A 16,139-nucleotide genomic window follows, 5' to 3' on the forward strand; every position below is an offset into this window, starting at 1 on the left:
AGCGCGGTTAGTCGAGTTCGACAGGTGGCGGTTCGCGCCGCGGTTTGCTGTCGACCACCGGCACGATGGTTTTGGCTTCCGGTTCGATCGGCACCATCTTGTATTCCTGGCCGTGAAGGTTCTTGAGGTAGACCTCCATTTGTCGGAACGAGATGTTGATGTGCTGCTTCTTGAACTCGCGATTGATGAAGCGGTTGACCTCATCGAGCACCGGGTTGCGGTCGCCGAGGTCGCGCACATGCATACGCAACTCGTGGTCGAGGGTGCTTTCGCCGAAGTTCAGGAAGTACACGTGGGGTTCCGGATCCTTCAGCACGCGCGGGTTATCCCGGGCAGCCTTGAGCAGCAGTTCTTTCACCAGGTCCAGGTCCGAGCCGTAGTCGACGCCGAGCTTGAGGGTTACCCGGGTAATGGTGTCGGTGAGGGACCAGTTGATCAGTTGTCCGGTGATGAACGTCTTGTTCGGGACGATGATGTCCTTGCGGTCGAAGTCGGTGATGGTCGTGGCGCGGATGCGGATCTTGCTCACCGTGCCCGACAGGTTGCCGATGGTGATGGTGTCGCCGATCCGTACCGGGCGTTCGAACAGGATCATGATGCCGGAAATGAAGTTGGCGAAGATCTCCTGCATCCCGAAACCGAGGCCGACCGACAGCGCGGCCACCAGCCACTGCAACTTGTCCCAACTCACGCCGAGCGTGGACAGGGTCGAGACGAAACCGACGCCGGCAATCACATAGGACAGCAGCGTGGTGGTGGCGTAGGAACTGCCTTGGGCCAGGTTCAGCTTCGACAGCACAAACACTTCCAGCAAGCCTGGCAGGTTGCGCGCCAGTGCAAAGGTGATGCCGATGATGATCAGCGCGCCGAGCATGTCGCCGATGCTGATCGGCACCATGCTCATGTTGGCGCCGGTGCCGCTGGTGTATTCGTAGAGGGTGATGTTGTCCAGGTACGAGAACACCGAAATCAGGTCCGACCAGACCCAATACAGTGCCGCGATGAAACCGCCGAGCAGGGCCAGGCGGATCAGGCGCAGGGACTGCTCGTTGACCTTCTCGATGTCCAGGGTCGGCTCTTCGATCACCGCTTCGCCGTCGCCGGCCTCTTTGGCGGCCTGACGTTTGGCCAGGGCGCGTTGATAGGCCAGGCGCCGTGCGGCAACGCTGAGGCCACGGACGAAGGTCGCTTCGATCACCAGCCAGAACATCAGCAAGTACAGCGTATTGATCAACCGGTCGCTGAGTTTCAGCGCGGTGTAGTAGTAGCCAAAGCATACGGCGACGAACAACGCGATTGGCAGGGCTGTGAACAGAACCCCCACGGCCTTGCGGAACAGTGAAGCGTTCTGGTGAGTCGGGCTGCTGACCAGCAGGCGGCTGAGTAGCCAGGCCATCAAGGCGTAGCAAGTCAGCACTACCGGCATGCCGAGCACGTCATCGGCCAGTATCGCCGGTTGCAACTCGGCGACCGCCACCACCGCCACCAGGGCCATCACTACCAGGCCGAGTCGGCGTATCCAGCCTTGAAGGAATTCGACCTGAGGTTTTTCCCAGCGGAAATGCAATTCGGCGACGCCACCCGGCGCGAGGATGCGGTAAGCGGTATAGAACACCAGCCAGGCCTGGGCCATTTCCAGCAGCGCCGCCCCCATATTGGCGTTCTGCCCGCGGGCGTCGATCTGCAACGCCAGGCCGCACAAGGCCAGCGCCAGGGAAACGGGCATCGCCAGCAGGATATTGATCAGAATCGCTTGCGGTGTGTGCCACTGGCTGTCGCGCTTGAAATGGCCGATGTCCAGGTGAACCTTGTTCAGGCGGGCATACAGATTTTTTCGGCGCCACAGCAGCGCCCCGATCAGAAACGCCAGCGGCAGGAACAGCAGCGGTCGCTGGGTCAGGCCATCGGTCAGCTCACTCAGGCTCGAGGACCATGGCAGGGTAGTGATCTGACGCTCCAGGCGTTCCGGCACAGCGTATATCCACTCAAGGTCCAGCGGTTTGTTGCTGGGAATCCAGAACATTTGCTCATCCAGCGTCGCCCTCAGGCTTTGTGCGGTACTGAGCAGTTGTTTCTGATTGAGTTGCAACGTGATGGATTCGTTGAGCACCGCGCTCAATTCGCGATTCAAGCGCTCCAGCAGGTCCGCACGAGTGATGGCCAGTTCCAGCAGGCTCTTGCGCAGTTGCGGGGTGATTTGCTCGGGCTGTTGAGTCGCCAGCAGGTTGTCGACATAGGTTGTCGGGTTGCTGAGCAGTTCCCGTTGCTGGCTGACTTCGAACTGATACAGGCGAATATCGGCAATCTGATCCGCCAGGTCGCGGTCCACCCTGAGACGCGGCAGGGCCTGTTTCTGTTTGTACAGAATCTTGGAGAGCAGCAGGCTGCCCTTGAGCACGTTGATCTGTTCGTCCAGCGCCGAGTCGCTCTGGGTCACGCTGTCCAGTTGCTGCTTGGTCTGCAGGTTCTGTTGGGTGACTTCATTGAGACGGTCGGTGCTTTTGAGCAGGTAATCGGAGAGCTTCAGGTTGGCCGCGCTTTCGGTGGCCAGCAGGCTGCTGCCGCCGGCCTTCTGCGCTTCGATGGACTGCTGGGTAACGGTCTCTTGAGACTGGGCCAGGCGCTTCTGGTTGATCAGGGTTTGCAGCTCCTGGATCTCCTGATCCAGGCGATTGGACTTTTCCGTGAGCAGGTCATGCTGGCTGTTGCCCAAATCCTGCAGCTGACTGTTACCGGCCAACTCCTGGCGACGCAACGGGATCAGTGCGTTCAGTGCCGCAAGCTCGGCGTTGAGCTGGTCGCGCTGTTCAGCGCTGAGCGTCTTGCCGTTGTCCTTGCCGATTTTGAGGATGTTATTGATTTGCTGAATGCGCGTCTGGCTGGCGGAAATTTCCGCCTGGGCACGCTCAGGACGGGTCTGGGCAGTGATCACCAGACTGTTGGCCTCGGCCAGTGCCTTTTGCAGATCGCTTTGCTGCGTCGAGCGTTCGGTCAATAACTGCTCAAGCTGCTGAATGGTTTCTTTGGCGTAGCGTTGCGCCACCGGCACCACATGGTTGACCTTCAGGCGAGCCAGTTCACGCTGGTTCTCGATGTTCTGCTTTGGCGCGCTAGCCAGCTGCTGCTTGAGATCAACTAGTTTTTGCTCGTAATCACGCCTGTTGGCCAGTTGCGTCAACGTGCCTTGCAAAACGCTTTGCAGGGCCTTCTGATCGGCTTCCGGCAGCTTGCGCTCGGCGATCTTGTCCAGGCTCGCCTGCACGGCTGCGCTGGAGGGCGGTTCGGCGGCTTTCAGTGTGTTGATGGAAAGACTCAAGCCCAGCAGGGCCATGATGAAAACAGTGCGCAGGGTTGACATAAAGACCGATCGAAAACTGACGAAGAGTGGAGTTTAGAGGAACAAGCCGGGACCCGGGCGACTTCCTTCGGGGAATCTGACGCCTACCTTACCAATCTTGTTCCCCTCCATGACAGCGACGGTCCACAGTGTGTTGTTCCATTCCACCTGGTCGCCCACTACGGGTGCACCGCCCACTTTCTGGGCAATGAAGTGGCCCAGGGACATGTTTGGATCGATGCCTTCGACTTGCAACCCGTACAGGGCGGCAACCGCGGCCAGCTGGGCGTCTCCTTCGAGTACGAAGTCGCCGAAGAAGCGCAAATCCTGCCCCCGTTGCGGGGCCTGACTGAAGAGTTTTCCGAGGGCCGGAAGGTTGTGTTCATGGCCGATTACACAGAGCAAATCATCGACTTCAAGCACCGTGCTACCCGACGGATGGAGCAATTGTTGGCCACGAAACAGGGCAGCGATACGGGTCCCTTCGGGCATTTTCAGCTCGCGAAGAGGGGATCCAATGCACCATTTCTCGGCACCCAGGCGATACACGAACAGCTCCCATTCACTGGTGACATGCACTTCCAGCGCCGATCGGGAAATCGGTAAGGGCTCCGGCGGGACGGTCACTTTCAACAGCTTGGCAACCCAGGGCAGGCTCGTGCCTTGCAGCAGCAGCGACACCAGCACAATAAAGAACGCCAGATTGAAATACAGCTGGGCATTGGGTAGCCCCGCCATCAGCGGAAATACCGCCAGAATGATCGGTACGGCACCGCGCAGGCCAACCCAGGAAATGAATGCCTTTTCGCGGCCATGGAATGCCTTGAAGGGCAACAGGCCGACCAGCACAGACAGCGGGCGGGCAAACAGGATCATCCACAGCGCCAGGCCCAGTGCGGGCAAGGCAATCGGCAGCAGGTCATGGGGCGTGACCAACAACCCCAGCACCAGGAACATGCCGATCTGCGCCAGCCAGGCCATGCCGTCGAGCATGTGCAAAATACCGTGGCGACTGCGCACCGGGCGATTGCCGATCACCAGCCCGCACAAGTAAACCGCCAAAAAACCGCTGCCGTGCAGGGCGTTGGTCAGGGCAAACACCGCCAGACCGCCAGCAATCACCAGAATCGGATAAAGGCCGGTGGCCAGATTGATACGGTTGACCAGTTGCAGCATCAGCCAGCCACCGCCCAGGCCGATCACACCGCCGATGCCGAATTCACGCACCAAATGCGCCAGCAGACTCCAGTGCAGGCCGGTCTCGCCGCTGGCGAGCATGTCGATCAGGGTCACGGTGAGGAACACCGCCATCGGATCGTTGCTGCCGGATTCGATTTCCAGGCTCGCGCTCACCCGTTCGTTCAAGCCCTTGCCGCCCAGCAGCGAGAACACGGCGGCGGCATCGGTGGAGCCGACGATGGCGCCGATCAGCAGGCCCTGAATCATATTGAGGTCAAACAACCACGCCGCCGCCATTCCGGTCAGCCCCGTGGTAATCAACACCCCGACAGTGGCCAGCGACAGCGCCGGCCATAATGCCACGCGGAAACTCGCCACCCGGGTGCGCAAGCCGCCATCGAGCAGGATCACTGCCAAGGCAAGGTTGCCGACCAGATAAGCCGTAGGGTAGTTATCGAAAATAATGCCGGCACCGTCGACACCGGCCAACATGCCCACCGCGAGGATGATCACCAGAATCGGGATCCCGAGGCGCGATGAAAGTGAGCTCACCAGAATGCTCGCACCTACCAGCAACGCGCCGATCAAGAACAGGCTGTTGATGGTCGTCGCATTCAAAGGCAATACTCCAGAAAGCTAAAGGCGGGCACAAACTGACCATGCAGTCTGCGTGCCAGCGATTCTAACCTGTTGAAATGTGATGCTGTCAAAAAGCTTTTAACGATGAGCCGGATGAGATAACTGTGGCGAGGGGGCTTGCCCCCGTTGGGTCGCGCAGCGGCCCCGGATTCTACGACTGCTGCGCAGCCGAACGGGGGCAAGCCCCCTCGCCACAGGATTAGAGGCTAAACCGCCCAACCATGTTGTTCAGGTCCAGCGCCAGGCGCGACAGCTCGTTGCTGGCCGCGCTTGTCTGGTTGGCACCCGTGGCCGATTGCACCGACAGGTCACGAATGTTCACCAGATTGCGGTCCACTTCACGGGCCACCTGTGCCTGCTCTTCGGCCGCGCTGGCGATCACCAGGTTGCGTTCGTTGATTTCGACGATGGCGCTGTTGATGGTATCCAGCGACAGGCCTGCTCCACGGGCGATGCTCAAGGTCGACTCGGCGCGTTCGGTGCTGTTGCGCATCGAATCCACGGCGTGTTCGGTGCCGCTCTGGATACTGCCGATCATGCGTTCGATTTCGCTGGTCGACTGCTGGGTGCGATGAGCGAGGGCACGCACTTCGTCGGCAACGACTGCAAAACCACGACCGGCTTCACCGGCACGGGCGGCTTCGATGGCGGCGTTCAATGCCAACAGGTTGGTCTGGTCCGCCAGGCCGCGAATCACGTCCAGCACCTTGCCGATGTCGCGCGACTCGTTGGCCAGATCACCGATCAGGGTGGCAGTGCTCTGCACGTCGGCGCTCATGCGCTCGATCGCACTGACGGTTTCCTGCACCAGGTCACGGCCGTCACCCGCCGACGTGGTGGCATTTTTCGAGGCTTCGGAGGTGCTCACGGCATTGCGCGCGACTTCTTCCACGGCACTGGTCATTTCGTTAACGGCCGTGGCGGCCTGTTCGATTTCGTTGTTCTGCTGAGTCAGGCCCCGGGCGCTTTCGTCGGTAACGCTGTTGAGCTCCTCCGCGGCGGACGCCAGTTGCGTGGCCGAACCGGAAATCTGTTGCAAGGTGTCGCGCAGTTTGTCCTGCATCTTCGCCATCGCGGCCAGCAAACGACCGGCTTCATCTTTACCGTCGACGGTGATCGGGCGCGTGAGGTTGCCTTCGGCGATTTCTTCGGCGGCGCTCAGGGCGTTGGCGATTGGCCTGGTAATGCTGTTAGTCAGCAGCCAGGCAAACAGCAAAGTCAGGCCGGTGGCGATGATCAGCAGGGTCACCGTCAGGTTGAAGGCCGAGGCGTATTGGTCGACGGCTTGCTGATTGGTGTCGAGGGACTGCTGAGTGTTGATCTCCAGCAAACGGCTGAGCACAGAGTTGACGGCTTCAGAGTTCGTCAGCAAATCGGTATTGAGCAGCGTGCGCAGTTCGTCGATCTGATTGTTGCGCGACAGGCTCTTCATCCGGTCTTCGATCTGGCGATACTGCCCCAGCAACTGCACATATTGATCATAGGTCGCACGTTCCTGCGGGCTGGCGATCAGTTTTTCGTAGATGGCTTGAGCCGCTCGAATCTGCTGGTTACGGGTTTCCAGCAGGTCCATGGTTTTCTGCTGGACGTCCGGCTCGCGGTTCACCAGCAGACGATAAGACAGCACGCGCAGGCGCAGGGTCAGCTGAGTGAACTCATCGAGGCTTTTGATGCTCGGTACGCTGTTGGAGGTGATTTGCTCGGCGGCACCGCGAATCTTGCTCATCTGGTTCAGCGCGAATACACCCAGAACCAGCATCAGGCCGCCAATCAAGGCAAAACCGAGGAACGCCCGCGGTGCGATATTGATGTTTCGTAAAGACATGATGTTCACCGAAAAAAGCGCATCCGTGCGGGGCTGAGACTGCTGTATGCATGACTTATCGGTCATACGACTAAAGTCTTGAGCGGCGCGCGTTTTTGTCGCGCAAGGGCCGCGGCGACGAAGTGCAGGAACCAGATCCGCCAAACACAGTCTTTAAAACTCGCGAGGAAGGTCGCCCGCCAGCAAAATCAAGGCCTTGCGCCCGAATAACCCTGGCGTCAGTGGTGACTTTTCTTTATCGTACGCGCCCTTTGAAAATGCCCGGAAAATCAAAATGTTGGAAGCATCCCTAAGCCAATTGGAACAACTGGTCAGCGACCTGGTGCAGCAGAACCAGAGCCTGCTCGGCACCAATCAATCCCTGAGCGCGGAACTGGCCCAGGTCAAGGATGAAAACGAAAGCCTGCAACTGAGCCTGATGGAACAGGAAGAGAGACAAGGCGCCACTGCCGCACGTATTCAGGCCTTGGTTGAGCGCGTCAGCGCCGGCCCTGTCAGCGCATGAGTTATGGCGCCCCGGGGGTAAAAGTCGTCTCGATTCTGGGGGAGGACTATTCGATCAAGGCGCCGGCCGGGGAAGAGCAGACCCTGCTGGACGCCGCTTTAATGTTGAAGGCCGCCCTGGCCGAGACCAAAAAGAAATACCCGACGCTGATCGGTGACCGCTTGCTGGTGCTGGCGGCGATGAATCTGTGTTCGCAGCAGATCGAAATGCAAAAGCGTCACCAGCAAGAACTCGACCGTTACCAAGAGCAAGTCAGCGCCACGGTTGAAGTGATCGCCAAGACCATCAATCAGGCCTGATCAGCTTTGCGCACAACCAAAGAATAAATTGTCGTTTGCGTTGTATACAATCGGCATGGCTGTTGCAGTGTTTCAGCCTCTTATTCTTTGGGGGTGCTCCATGCAGTTCTGGCGACGCAGTATTCAATGGCAGTTGATCCTGAGCATGGGCACCGCCCTGCTGGTCAGTATTCTGATCGTGGTTGGCGTTTATACCCTCGTGGTCAACCGCCTCGCCCAGCGCTATCTGGTCGAACAAGCGCTGCCGTCGAGCATCGAGGCGATGCGCAACGACATCGAACGAATCCTCGTTCAACCGCTCACCGCCGCCAAGGACATCGCCAGTAACAGCATGGTGCGCGACTGGTTGGCCGGGGGCGAGAACAGCGCCCAGACCGACACCTTCGTGAACTATCTGGAAGGCATCCGCGCCGAGCATAAAGCCTTTACCGCGCTGATTATCGGGGCCGCGTCTAGCCATTACTTCAATGAAAAAGGCCTGGATCGCACGCTCAGCCGTTCCAATCCCAACGACGCCTGGTTCTATTCGTTCCTCGACAGCAACCAGCCGCGCACCCTCAATATCGACAATGACACCGCCACCGGCGAGTTGGCGCTGTTCATCGACCTCAAGGTCGAGCAGGCCGGTAAAGTCGTGGGCGTCGCCGGGCTGGGCCTGAGCATGAAAGAACTGTCGGAGCTGATCCACGATTTCAATTTCGGTGAGCGCGGCAAGGTCTATCTGGTGCGCTCCGACGGTTTGATCCAGGTTCACCCCCAGGCGCAGTTCAGCGGCAAACGCACGCTGGTCGAGCAAATCGGCGCTTCGGCGGCGCAAGCGGTCATGGGGCAGCGCCCTGGCGCCACCGCGTTTGCCACCAGCCGTTTTATCCGCGATGGCGAAGATTTTCTGGCGCTGAGCCTGCCGCTACGTGATCTGGGCTGGACCCTGGTGGCCGAAGTGCCACAGTCGCAGATCTACGCCGAAGCCCGCCGCGCGATGTGGATGAGCGGCGGCATCGGTCTGGCGGTGGCACTGGTTTGCCTGTTGCTGGTGGTGTTGCTGGCCCGTGGATTGGTGCGACCGATTCGTCAGGTAACAGCAGCGTTGGTTGCCATCGGTAGCGGTGGTGGAGATTTGACCCACAGGTTAGATTCCAGCCGCGCCGATGAACTGGGTGACCTCGCTCGTGGCTTCAATCGCTTCCTGGAAAGTCAGCGCGACATGATCGGCGAAGTCCTGGCCACCAGTGAGCGTTTGCGCACGGCGGTCGGCCAAGTGGCGCGTGTGGTGGATAACACGGCCGAACGCTCGGGCCATCAGCAGGAAATGACCGATATGGTCGCCACCGCCGTTCACGAAATGGGCCTGACCGTGCAGGAAATCGCGCAGAACGCTGGCAATGCAGCCGTCGCTTCGCAAACCGCGCGGGATGAAGCATTGCAGGCGCGGGAAGTCGTGGGCGGCTCGATTCGGCATATCGAAAGCATGTCCGATGAGATTGGTATCGCCGCCGGTGCGGTGGGCGAGTTGGCCCATCAAGTGGCGTCCATCGATCAAGTGTTGGCGGTGATTCGCGGGATTTCCGAGCAAACCAATCTTTTGGCTTTGAATGCGGCCATCGAAGCGGCGCGGGCCGGGGACATGGGGCGCGGGTTTGCCGTGGTGGCCGATGAAGTGCGGACATTGGCGCGGCGGACTCAGGCGTCCACCGACGAGATCCAGCAGATGATCGGCAGCCTCAAGCAGGGCGCGGAGAATGCGGTGTCTTCCATGCACGCCGGACAAGCGGCGACCGGCACCGGCGTTGAGTCGAGCCAGCGCACCGGGGCGTCGTTAACGGCGATTACCGGACAGGTCGAGCGCATCAGCGACATGAACCACCAGGTAGCCACGGCGACGGAAGAGCAGTCGGCGGTGACCGAAGAAATCAACCGGAATGTGCAGGGGATTTCTGATTTGGCTCGAGCGACAGCGGGGGAAGTCAGGGCTTGCCGTGAGGATTGTCAGATGTTGCAGCGGTTGGCGGATGATCTGGCGCGGCAGATGGGCAGTTTCAAACTCAGCTAAAAATTGTGTTGACCGATCGTTCCCACGCTCTGCGTGGGAATGCAGCCCGGGACGCTCCGCGTCCCATTGGAACGCGGAGCGTCCCCTGAGGCATTCCCACGCAGAGCGTGGGAACGATCAGTGAGAGGGTGTCAGAACCACTCATCCTGCATCGTCAAACACACATCATCCCGCGCCTCAAGAATCGCCAGCTCATGGTGACAACCCGGCACTTCCCACGTCAGAAAATACCGCGCCGCCTGCAGTTTGCCTTTATAGAAGCTCACGTCCGCCGAGTTCCCTTTGGCCAACCCTTCCTCGGCACGAATCGCCTGTTCCAGCCAGCGCCAGCCGATCACCGTATGCCCGAACACTTTCAGGTACAGCGCCGAATTCGCCAGGCTGCAATTGACCTTGCCTTGGGCCAGATCGGTCAGCAGGCCGATGGTCACGGTTTGCAGGCGGGCCACCAGTTTCTCCAACGGCTCACGCAGCGGCGTCAGCGATTGATGCGTCTGTGCACGTGCGGCGGTGTCGGCGATCAGACGGATCAATTGCTTGAGCCCCGCGCCCCCGTTCTGCGCCAGCTTGCGCCCCAGCAAGTCCAGCGACTGAATGCCGTGAGTCCCTTCATGGATCGGGTTCAGTCGGTTGTCGCGGTAATACTGCTCCACCGGGTACTCACGGGTGTAACCGTGGCCGCCGAGAATCTGGATCGCCAGTTCGTTGGCCTTCAGGCAAAACTCCGACGGCCAGGATTTGACGATCGGCGTCAGTAAATCCAGCAGCTCATGGGCTTGTTTGCGTTCGGCTTCAGTCTCAAGCGTGGTGGTGTCGTCGAACAGTCGCGCCGCGTACAAACCAAGGTCGAACGCGCCTTCTACATAAGCCTTCTGGGTCAGCAGCATGCGTTTGACGTCGGCGTGCTGAATGATTGCCACGGGGGCGGTGGTTGGGTCTTTACTGTCGGGAACGCGGCCTTGCGGACGTTCGCGAGCGTACTCCAGTGAGTACAGATACCCGGCGTAACCGAGCATTACCGCGCCCATGCCGACGCCGATCCGCGCCTCGTTCATCATCTGGAACATGTAGCTCAAACCGTGGTGCGGCTTGCCCACCAGATAGCCGACACACTCGCCATTGTCGCCGAAGTTCAGCGCGGTGGAAGTGGTGCCACGCCAGCCCATCTTGTGGAACAACCCGGCCAGCAACACGTCGTTGCGTTTGCCCAGGCTGCCGTCATCGTTGACCAGAAACTTGGGCACGATAAACAGCGAAATGCCTTTCACCCCGGCCGGCGCGTCCGGCAGTTTGGCCAGCACCATGTGCACGATGTTTTCCGACAGCGGGTGGTCGCCGCCGGAGATGAAAATCTTGTTGCCCTTGAGGCGGTAGGTGCCATCGGATGCAAGCTCGGCGCGGGTACGAATATCCGACAGCGAGGAGCCTGCGTGAGGCTCGGTCAGGGCCATGGTGCCGAAGAAACGACCGTTGATCATCGGTTGCAGGAAACGCTGCTTCTGTTCATCGGTGCCGAAGCTTTCGATCAGGTTCGCCGCGCCCATGGTCAGGAACGGGTAAGAAGTCGACGCCGCGTTGGCCGACTGAAAGTGCGCAAAGCACGCTTGCGACAGCAGCGTAGGCAGTTGCATGCCGCCGGCGTCGAAACTGCGCGCGGCGTTGAGGAAACCGGCTTCAAGGAACGCATCCACCGCCGGCTTCACTTCCGGAATCAGAATTGCCTGACCGTTCTCATAGCGCGGTTCGTTCTCGTCGCCCTTGCGGTTGTGCGGGGCGAAGAACTTCTCGGCGATGTTGCGGGCAGTACCGATGGCCGCATCGAAGGTCTCGCGGTTGTGCTCGGCGAACCGCTCACGCTGAGTCAGGCCTTCGGCATCAAGGACTTCATACAGCTCGAAAGCCAGATTGCGGGAACTGAGCAACGTCTCGGACATGGCGGCCTACCTTTTTTTGGAATGGACCGAGTCTAGATGTGGGAAGGGCGGGGTGAACAGGATGATTGATGAGCGTGATGGAGAGGCAGAACGAGAGGGAAGGATAAAGCTGGGGAGGACGGTCATGATCGTTCCCACGCAGAGCGTGGGAATGCAGCCCGGGACGCTCCGCGTCCCCAAACGGCGTGACGCAGAGCGTCACAGGAGGCATTCCCACGCAGAGCGTGGGAACGATCACGAGGAGGGTTTAGCCGATCGTCATCAGGCTGGCATTACCACCCGCCGCAGCAGTGTTAACGCTCAACGCCCGCTCGATCACCAGACGCTCCAACGCAATGTTGGTCTCGCCCTGCGACAAACCATGAACCCCAACGATCGCCCCGGCACGCTTGGCCACTTGCTGGCACACCGCACGCAACTGGTCGGAATGGCCATGATGCAGAACCGCATCGATCACCACTTCGTCCTTGGTCCAGTCGGCAACCCGCTTGATCCGCGCCTGAACTTCTTTCGGCAGGCGTGCGAACAGAGCTTTGCCCGGTTCGCCTTCCGGCCATACCGCCGAGCCGCCCACGGCCAATACCGCAGCCAATTGAGTCAGCAGATCGCCTTCGACCTCTGCCAGGCACAGCACGTGTTCGCGCGGCAGGATGGCGTAGCTGTTGCGTTCGCCGGTCGGGCCGGCCAGAACACGGGTGATCCCGCTCTGCGACTGCGCGGCAAACTGCACGCACAAGGTGCTCAAGTCAGCGAGCTTGTTGCTCTCGGCCCAGGCTTTGAGCGCTGTCAGCGGTTTGCTCATGGCATCACGCAGACGAACGTCCGGTGCAGCGACGGCATCGTCCCGAGCGAAGGATTTTTCGATTGCATCGGTAGGACGCGTCGACAGCAGGCGGTACAGGTACAACGGACCACCGGCTTTCGGGCCAGTACCCGACAGGCCTTCACCGCCGAACGGTTGCACGCCGACTACAGCACCGACGATGTTGCGGTTCACGTAGATGTTGCCGGCGTTGACGTTGTCGATCACCTTGGCGATGGTCTCGTCGATGCGCGTGTGTACGCCCAGGGTCAGGCCGTAGCCGGAAGCGTTGATCTGGCCGATCAGTTGATCGATATCCTTGCGCTTGTAGCGCACCACGTGCAGCACCGGGCCGAAGATTTCCCGTTGCAGCTCGTCGAAGCTTTCCAGTTCGATCAGGGTCGGCATCACGAAAGTGCCACGTTTGACTTCTTCTGTGTTGGCGATGGCTACCTGGTACACGTTGCGACCTTTGTCGCGCATGGCCTGGATGTGCTTCTCGATGCCTGCCTTGGCTTCGGCGTCGATCACCGGGCCGATGTCCACGCTCAGACGCTCTGGATTACCGAGGCGGCATTCCGCCATGGCGCCCTTGAGCATTTCGATGACACGGTCAGCGGAATCTTCCTGCAGGCAAAGCACCCGCAGCGCCGAGCAGCGTTGACCGGCGCTGTCGAAGGCCGACGACACCACGTCAATGACTACTTGTTCGGTCAGCGCCGAGGAGTCGACGATCATCGCGTTCTGGCCACCGGTTTCGGCGATCAACGGAATCGGACGCCCCTGAGCGTCCAGACGACCGGCGATGTTGCGTTGCAGCAGACGCGCGACTTCGGTGGAACCGGTGAACATCACGCCTTTGACCCGATCGTCGCCGACCAGGCGGGCGCCGACGGTTTCGCCACGGCCCGGCAGCAGTTGCAACACGCCTTCCGGAATCCCGGCTTCGAGCAGCAAGCGCACGGCTTGAGCCGCCACCAGCGGGGTTTGTTCCGCAGGTTTGGCCAGTACCGGGTTACCGGCGGCCAGGGCCGCAGCGACCTGACCACTGAAGATCGCCAGCGGGAAGTTCCACGGGCTGATGCAGACCACTGGGCCCAATGGGCGGTGGGCATCGTTGGTAAAATCGTTGCGTGCCTGCACCGCGTAATAACGCAGGAAGTCCACGGCTTCACGCACTTCGGCGATGGCGTTGGCGAAAGTCTTGCCGGCTTCACGAGCCAACAGGCCCATCAACGGCTGGATCTCGCCTTCCATCAAATCGGCGGCACGTTCCAGAATCGCAGCACGTTCGGCTGGCGGGGTCGCCTGCCAGATCGGGGCGGCGTTCAGGGCGCACTGAATTGCATTGTCGACGTCTTCGACGGTAGCTTCCTGCACATGACCCACCACGTCACGCAGATCCGACGGGTTCAGGACGGGCGCCGGGGTTTCGCTACTGGAGGCGCAACCGAGCATCGGCGCCGCTTTCCAGTTGTTGTGTGCGGTGGCCAACAAAGCGCACGACAGCGAAGCCAGACGATGTTCGTTGGCCATGTCGATGCCGCTGGAGTTGGCGCGCTCGGCACCATAAAGATCGCGCGGCAGCGGGATGCGCGGGTGCGGCAGGCCGAAACCGCCTTCCAGCGTCGCCATCTGCTCGATGCTGGCCACTGGATCGGCCACCAGCTCCTGAATCGAAATGGACTGGTCGGCGATGCGGTTGACGAACGAAGTGTTCGCGCCGTTTTCCAGCAGGCGACGCACCAGGTACGCCAGCAGTGTTTCGTGCGTGCCAACCGGAGCGTATACGCGGCACGGACGGTTCAGCTTGCCTTCGGAAACTTTGCCTACAACCTGTTCGTACAGGGGTTCGCCCATGCCGTGCAGGCACTGGAACTCGTACTGACCTGGGTAATAGTTCTGACCGGCGATGTGGTAAATGGCCGATAAAGTGTGGGCGTTGTGCGTGGCGAACTGTGGATAAATGACTTCCGGCACCGACAGCAGTTTGCGTGCGCAGGCAATGTAGGACACGTCGGTGTACACCTTGCGGGTGTAGACCGGATAGCCTTCCAGGCCTTCGACCTGGGCGCGCTTGATTTCGCTGTCCCAGTACGCGCCTTTCACCAGGCGAATCATCAGGCGATGACGGCTGCGGCGAGCCAGGTCAATCACGTAGTCGATCACATAAGGGCAACGTTTCTGGTACGCCTGGATCACGAAACCGATGCCGTTCCAGCCAGTCAGTTGCGGCTCGAAGCACAGGCGCTCCAGCAGATCCAGCGACAGCTCGAGGCGGTCGGCTTCTTCGGCGTCGATGTTCAGACCGATGTCGTATTGCTTGGCCAACAGAGTCAGCGACAGCAGGCGCGGGTACAGCTCGTCCATCACGCGCTCGTACTGGGCGCGGCTATAACGCGGGTGCAGTGCGGACAGCTTGATCGAAATGCCCGGGCCTTCATAAATCCCACGACCGTGGGAGGCTTTGCCGATCGAGTGAATGGCTTGTTCGTACGAGGCCAGGTATTTCTGGGCGTCGTGCTCGGTGAGTGCGGCTTCACCCAGCATGTCGTAGGAATAACGGAAGCCTTTGGTTTCGAACTTGCTGGCGTTGGCCAGGGCTTCGGCGATGGTTTCGCCGGTAACGAACTGCTCGCCCATCAGGCGCATGGCCATGTCGACGCCCTTGCGGATCATCGGCTCGCCGCTCTTGCCGATGATGCGGCTCAGGGAGGAGGTCAGGCCCGCTTCGTTATGGGTGGCGACCAGTTTGCCGGTCAGCAGCAAGCCCCAGGTGGCGGCGTTGACGAACAGCGATGGGCTGTTGCCCAGGTGCGGCTGCCAGTTGCCGGTGCTGATTTTGTCGCGGATCAGCGCGTCGCGGGTGCCTTTGTCCGGAATACGCAACAGCGCTTCGGCCAGGCACATCAGTGCCACGCCTTCCTGGGACGACAGGGAAAACTCCTGCAACAGGCCCTGAACAATCCCGGCACGGCCGCCGGCGCTTTTCTGATTGCGCAATTTCTCGGCAATCGAGGCGGCGAGCTTGTTAGTGGCGTCGGCCATCGGGGCCGGCAGGCGCGCTTGCTCGATCAGCATCGGCACCACTTCAGGTTCCGGGCGACGGTAGGCAGCGGTGATCGAAGCGCGCAGCACCGATTGCGGCAGGATGCTTTCGGCGAATTCCAGGAAGCACTGATGGGCGTGATCAATATGGATCTCGCCCGCTTCGTCAATTTCCTTGCCGTTCAAACCGTTCAGCTCGGACAGGGTTGCACCACCCTCGAGTTTTTCCAGGTAATTGAAAATTGCCTGCTTGATCAGCCAGTGCGGCGTGCGATCAATCGAGGTCGCGGCGGCCTTGAGGCGTTCGCGGGTCGGGTCGTCAAGTTTGACCCCAAGAGTGGTGGTAGCCATATTTTTTTATCCTCATGTTTGCCACGACCGCGTGGCATCAGCTGGCGGCAAGATTAGCGGTGCGTCGGTCGAGGTGCAACCGGGTGCAACCCTTTTTTTGTCGGAATAATAAGCAGCTCGTCAGGAAACTGATTTTGCTGCCTCCTCCCGCGCCTGCTTGGTGCTTTTAA

8 protein-coding genes and 2 pseudogenes are annotated in these 16,139 nt (G+C 60.3%); 4 read left to right on the plus strand and 6 right to left on the minus strand.

What is annotated here, in order from left to right; translation table 11 throughout:
* Nucleotides 1–7: 7 nt before the first annotated feature.
* The 4 genes and pseudogenes from mscK to FHW68_RS27530 form a co-directional block, all read right to left on the minus strand.
* The gene (gene mscK, locus FHW68_RS15440; RefSeq protein WP_183681125.1) at nucleotides 8–3,358 is read right to left on the minus strand and encodes a mechanosensitive channel MscK; all 3,351 of its coding nucleotides are present in this window, start codon (nucleotides 3,356–3,358) and stop codon (nucleotides 8–10) included.
* 33 nt (nucleotides 3,359–3,391) lie between these two features.
* Nucleotides 3,392–5,134 carry a potassium/proton antiporter gene (locus tag FHW68_RS15445; RefSeq protein ID WP_095633513.1) on the minus strand — a complete coding sequence of 581 codons (1,743 nt, stop codon included), beginning with the start codon at nucleotides 5,132–5,134 and terminating at the stop codon, nucleotides 3,392–3,394.
* Nucleotides 5,135–5,354: 220 nt separating this feature from the next.
* Entirely contained in the window at nucleotides 5,355–6,227 is an 873-nt protein-coding gene (locus tag FHW68_RS27525) for a methyl-accepting chemotaxis protein (RefSeq protein ID WP_409258758.1), read from the minus strand.
* Nucleotides 6,210–7,046: pseudogene (locus tag FHW68_RS27530) on the minus strand (MCP four helix bundle domain-containing protein); the annotation flags it as partial. The gene FHW68_RS27525 and the pseudogene FHW68_RS27530, both read right to left, overlap by 18 nt.
* A 208-nt stretch (nucleotides 7,047–7,254) precedes the next feature.
* On the opposite strand from FHW68_RS27530, the gene FHW68_RS15455 reads away from it, so the two are divergent.
* The 4 genes and pseudogenes from FHW68_RS15455 to FHW68_RS27540 all read left to right on the plus strand — a co-directional run bounded on the left by FHW68_RS15455 (nucleotide 7,255) and on the right by FHW68_RS27540 (nucleotide 9,834).
* Entirely contained in the window at nucleotides 7,255–7,485 is a 231-nt protein-coding gene (locus FHW68_RS15455) for a hypothetical protein (RefSeq protein ID WP_183681129.1), read from the plus strand.
* Nucleotides 7,482–7,784, plus strand: coding sequence for a cell division protein ZapA (locus FHW68_RS15460; RefSeq protein ID WP_008071056.1), 303 nt, complete (start codon nucleotides 7,482–7,484; stop codon nucleotides 7,782–7,784). The genes FHW68_RS15455 and FHW68_RS15460 overlap by 4 nt, the downstream gene beginning before the upstream one ends.
* A 145-nt stretch (nucleotides 7,785–7,929) precedes the next feature.
* Nucleotides 7,930–8,967 (plus strand): annotated as a pseudogene (locus FHW68_RS27535) (cache domain-containing protein); the annotation flags it as partial.
* 135 nt (nucleotides 8,968–9,102) lie between these two features.
* Nucleotides 9,103–9,834: a methyl-accepting chemotaxis protein gene (locus FHW68_RS27540; protein ID WP_371916222.1), complete on the plus strand. Its 732-nt coding sequence runs from the start codon at nucleotides 9,103–9,105 to the stop codon at nucleotides 9,832–9,834.
* Between the two features lie 131 nt (nucleotides 9,835–9,965).
* Here the strand turns inward: FHW68_RS27540 and FHW68_RS15470 are convergent, their stop codons facing one another.
* A complete protein-coding gene (locus tag FHW68_RS15470) occupies nucleotides 9,966–11,768 on the minus strand; it encodes an acyl-CoA dehydrogenase (protein WP_183681133.1) in 1,803 nt (600 codons plus the stop codon).
* 247 nt (nucleotides 11,769–12,015) lie between these two features.
* Nucleotides 12,016–15,969, minus strand: coding sequence for a trifunctional transcriptional regulator/proline dehydrogenase/L-glutamate gamma-semialdehyde dehydrogenase (putA, locus tag FHW68_RS15475; protein ID WP_183681135.1), 3,954 nt, complete (start codon nucleotides 15,967–15,969; stop codon nucleotides 12,016–12,018).
* Nucleotides 15,970–16,139 lie beyond the last annotated feature (170 nt).

Source organism: Pseudomonas sp. Tn43, assembly GCF_014192635.1.
Taxonomy (GTDB): Bacteria; Pseudomonadota; Gammaproteobacteria; order Pseudomonadales; family Pseudomonadaceae; genus Aquipseudomonas.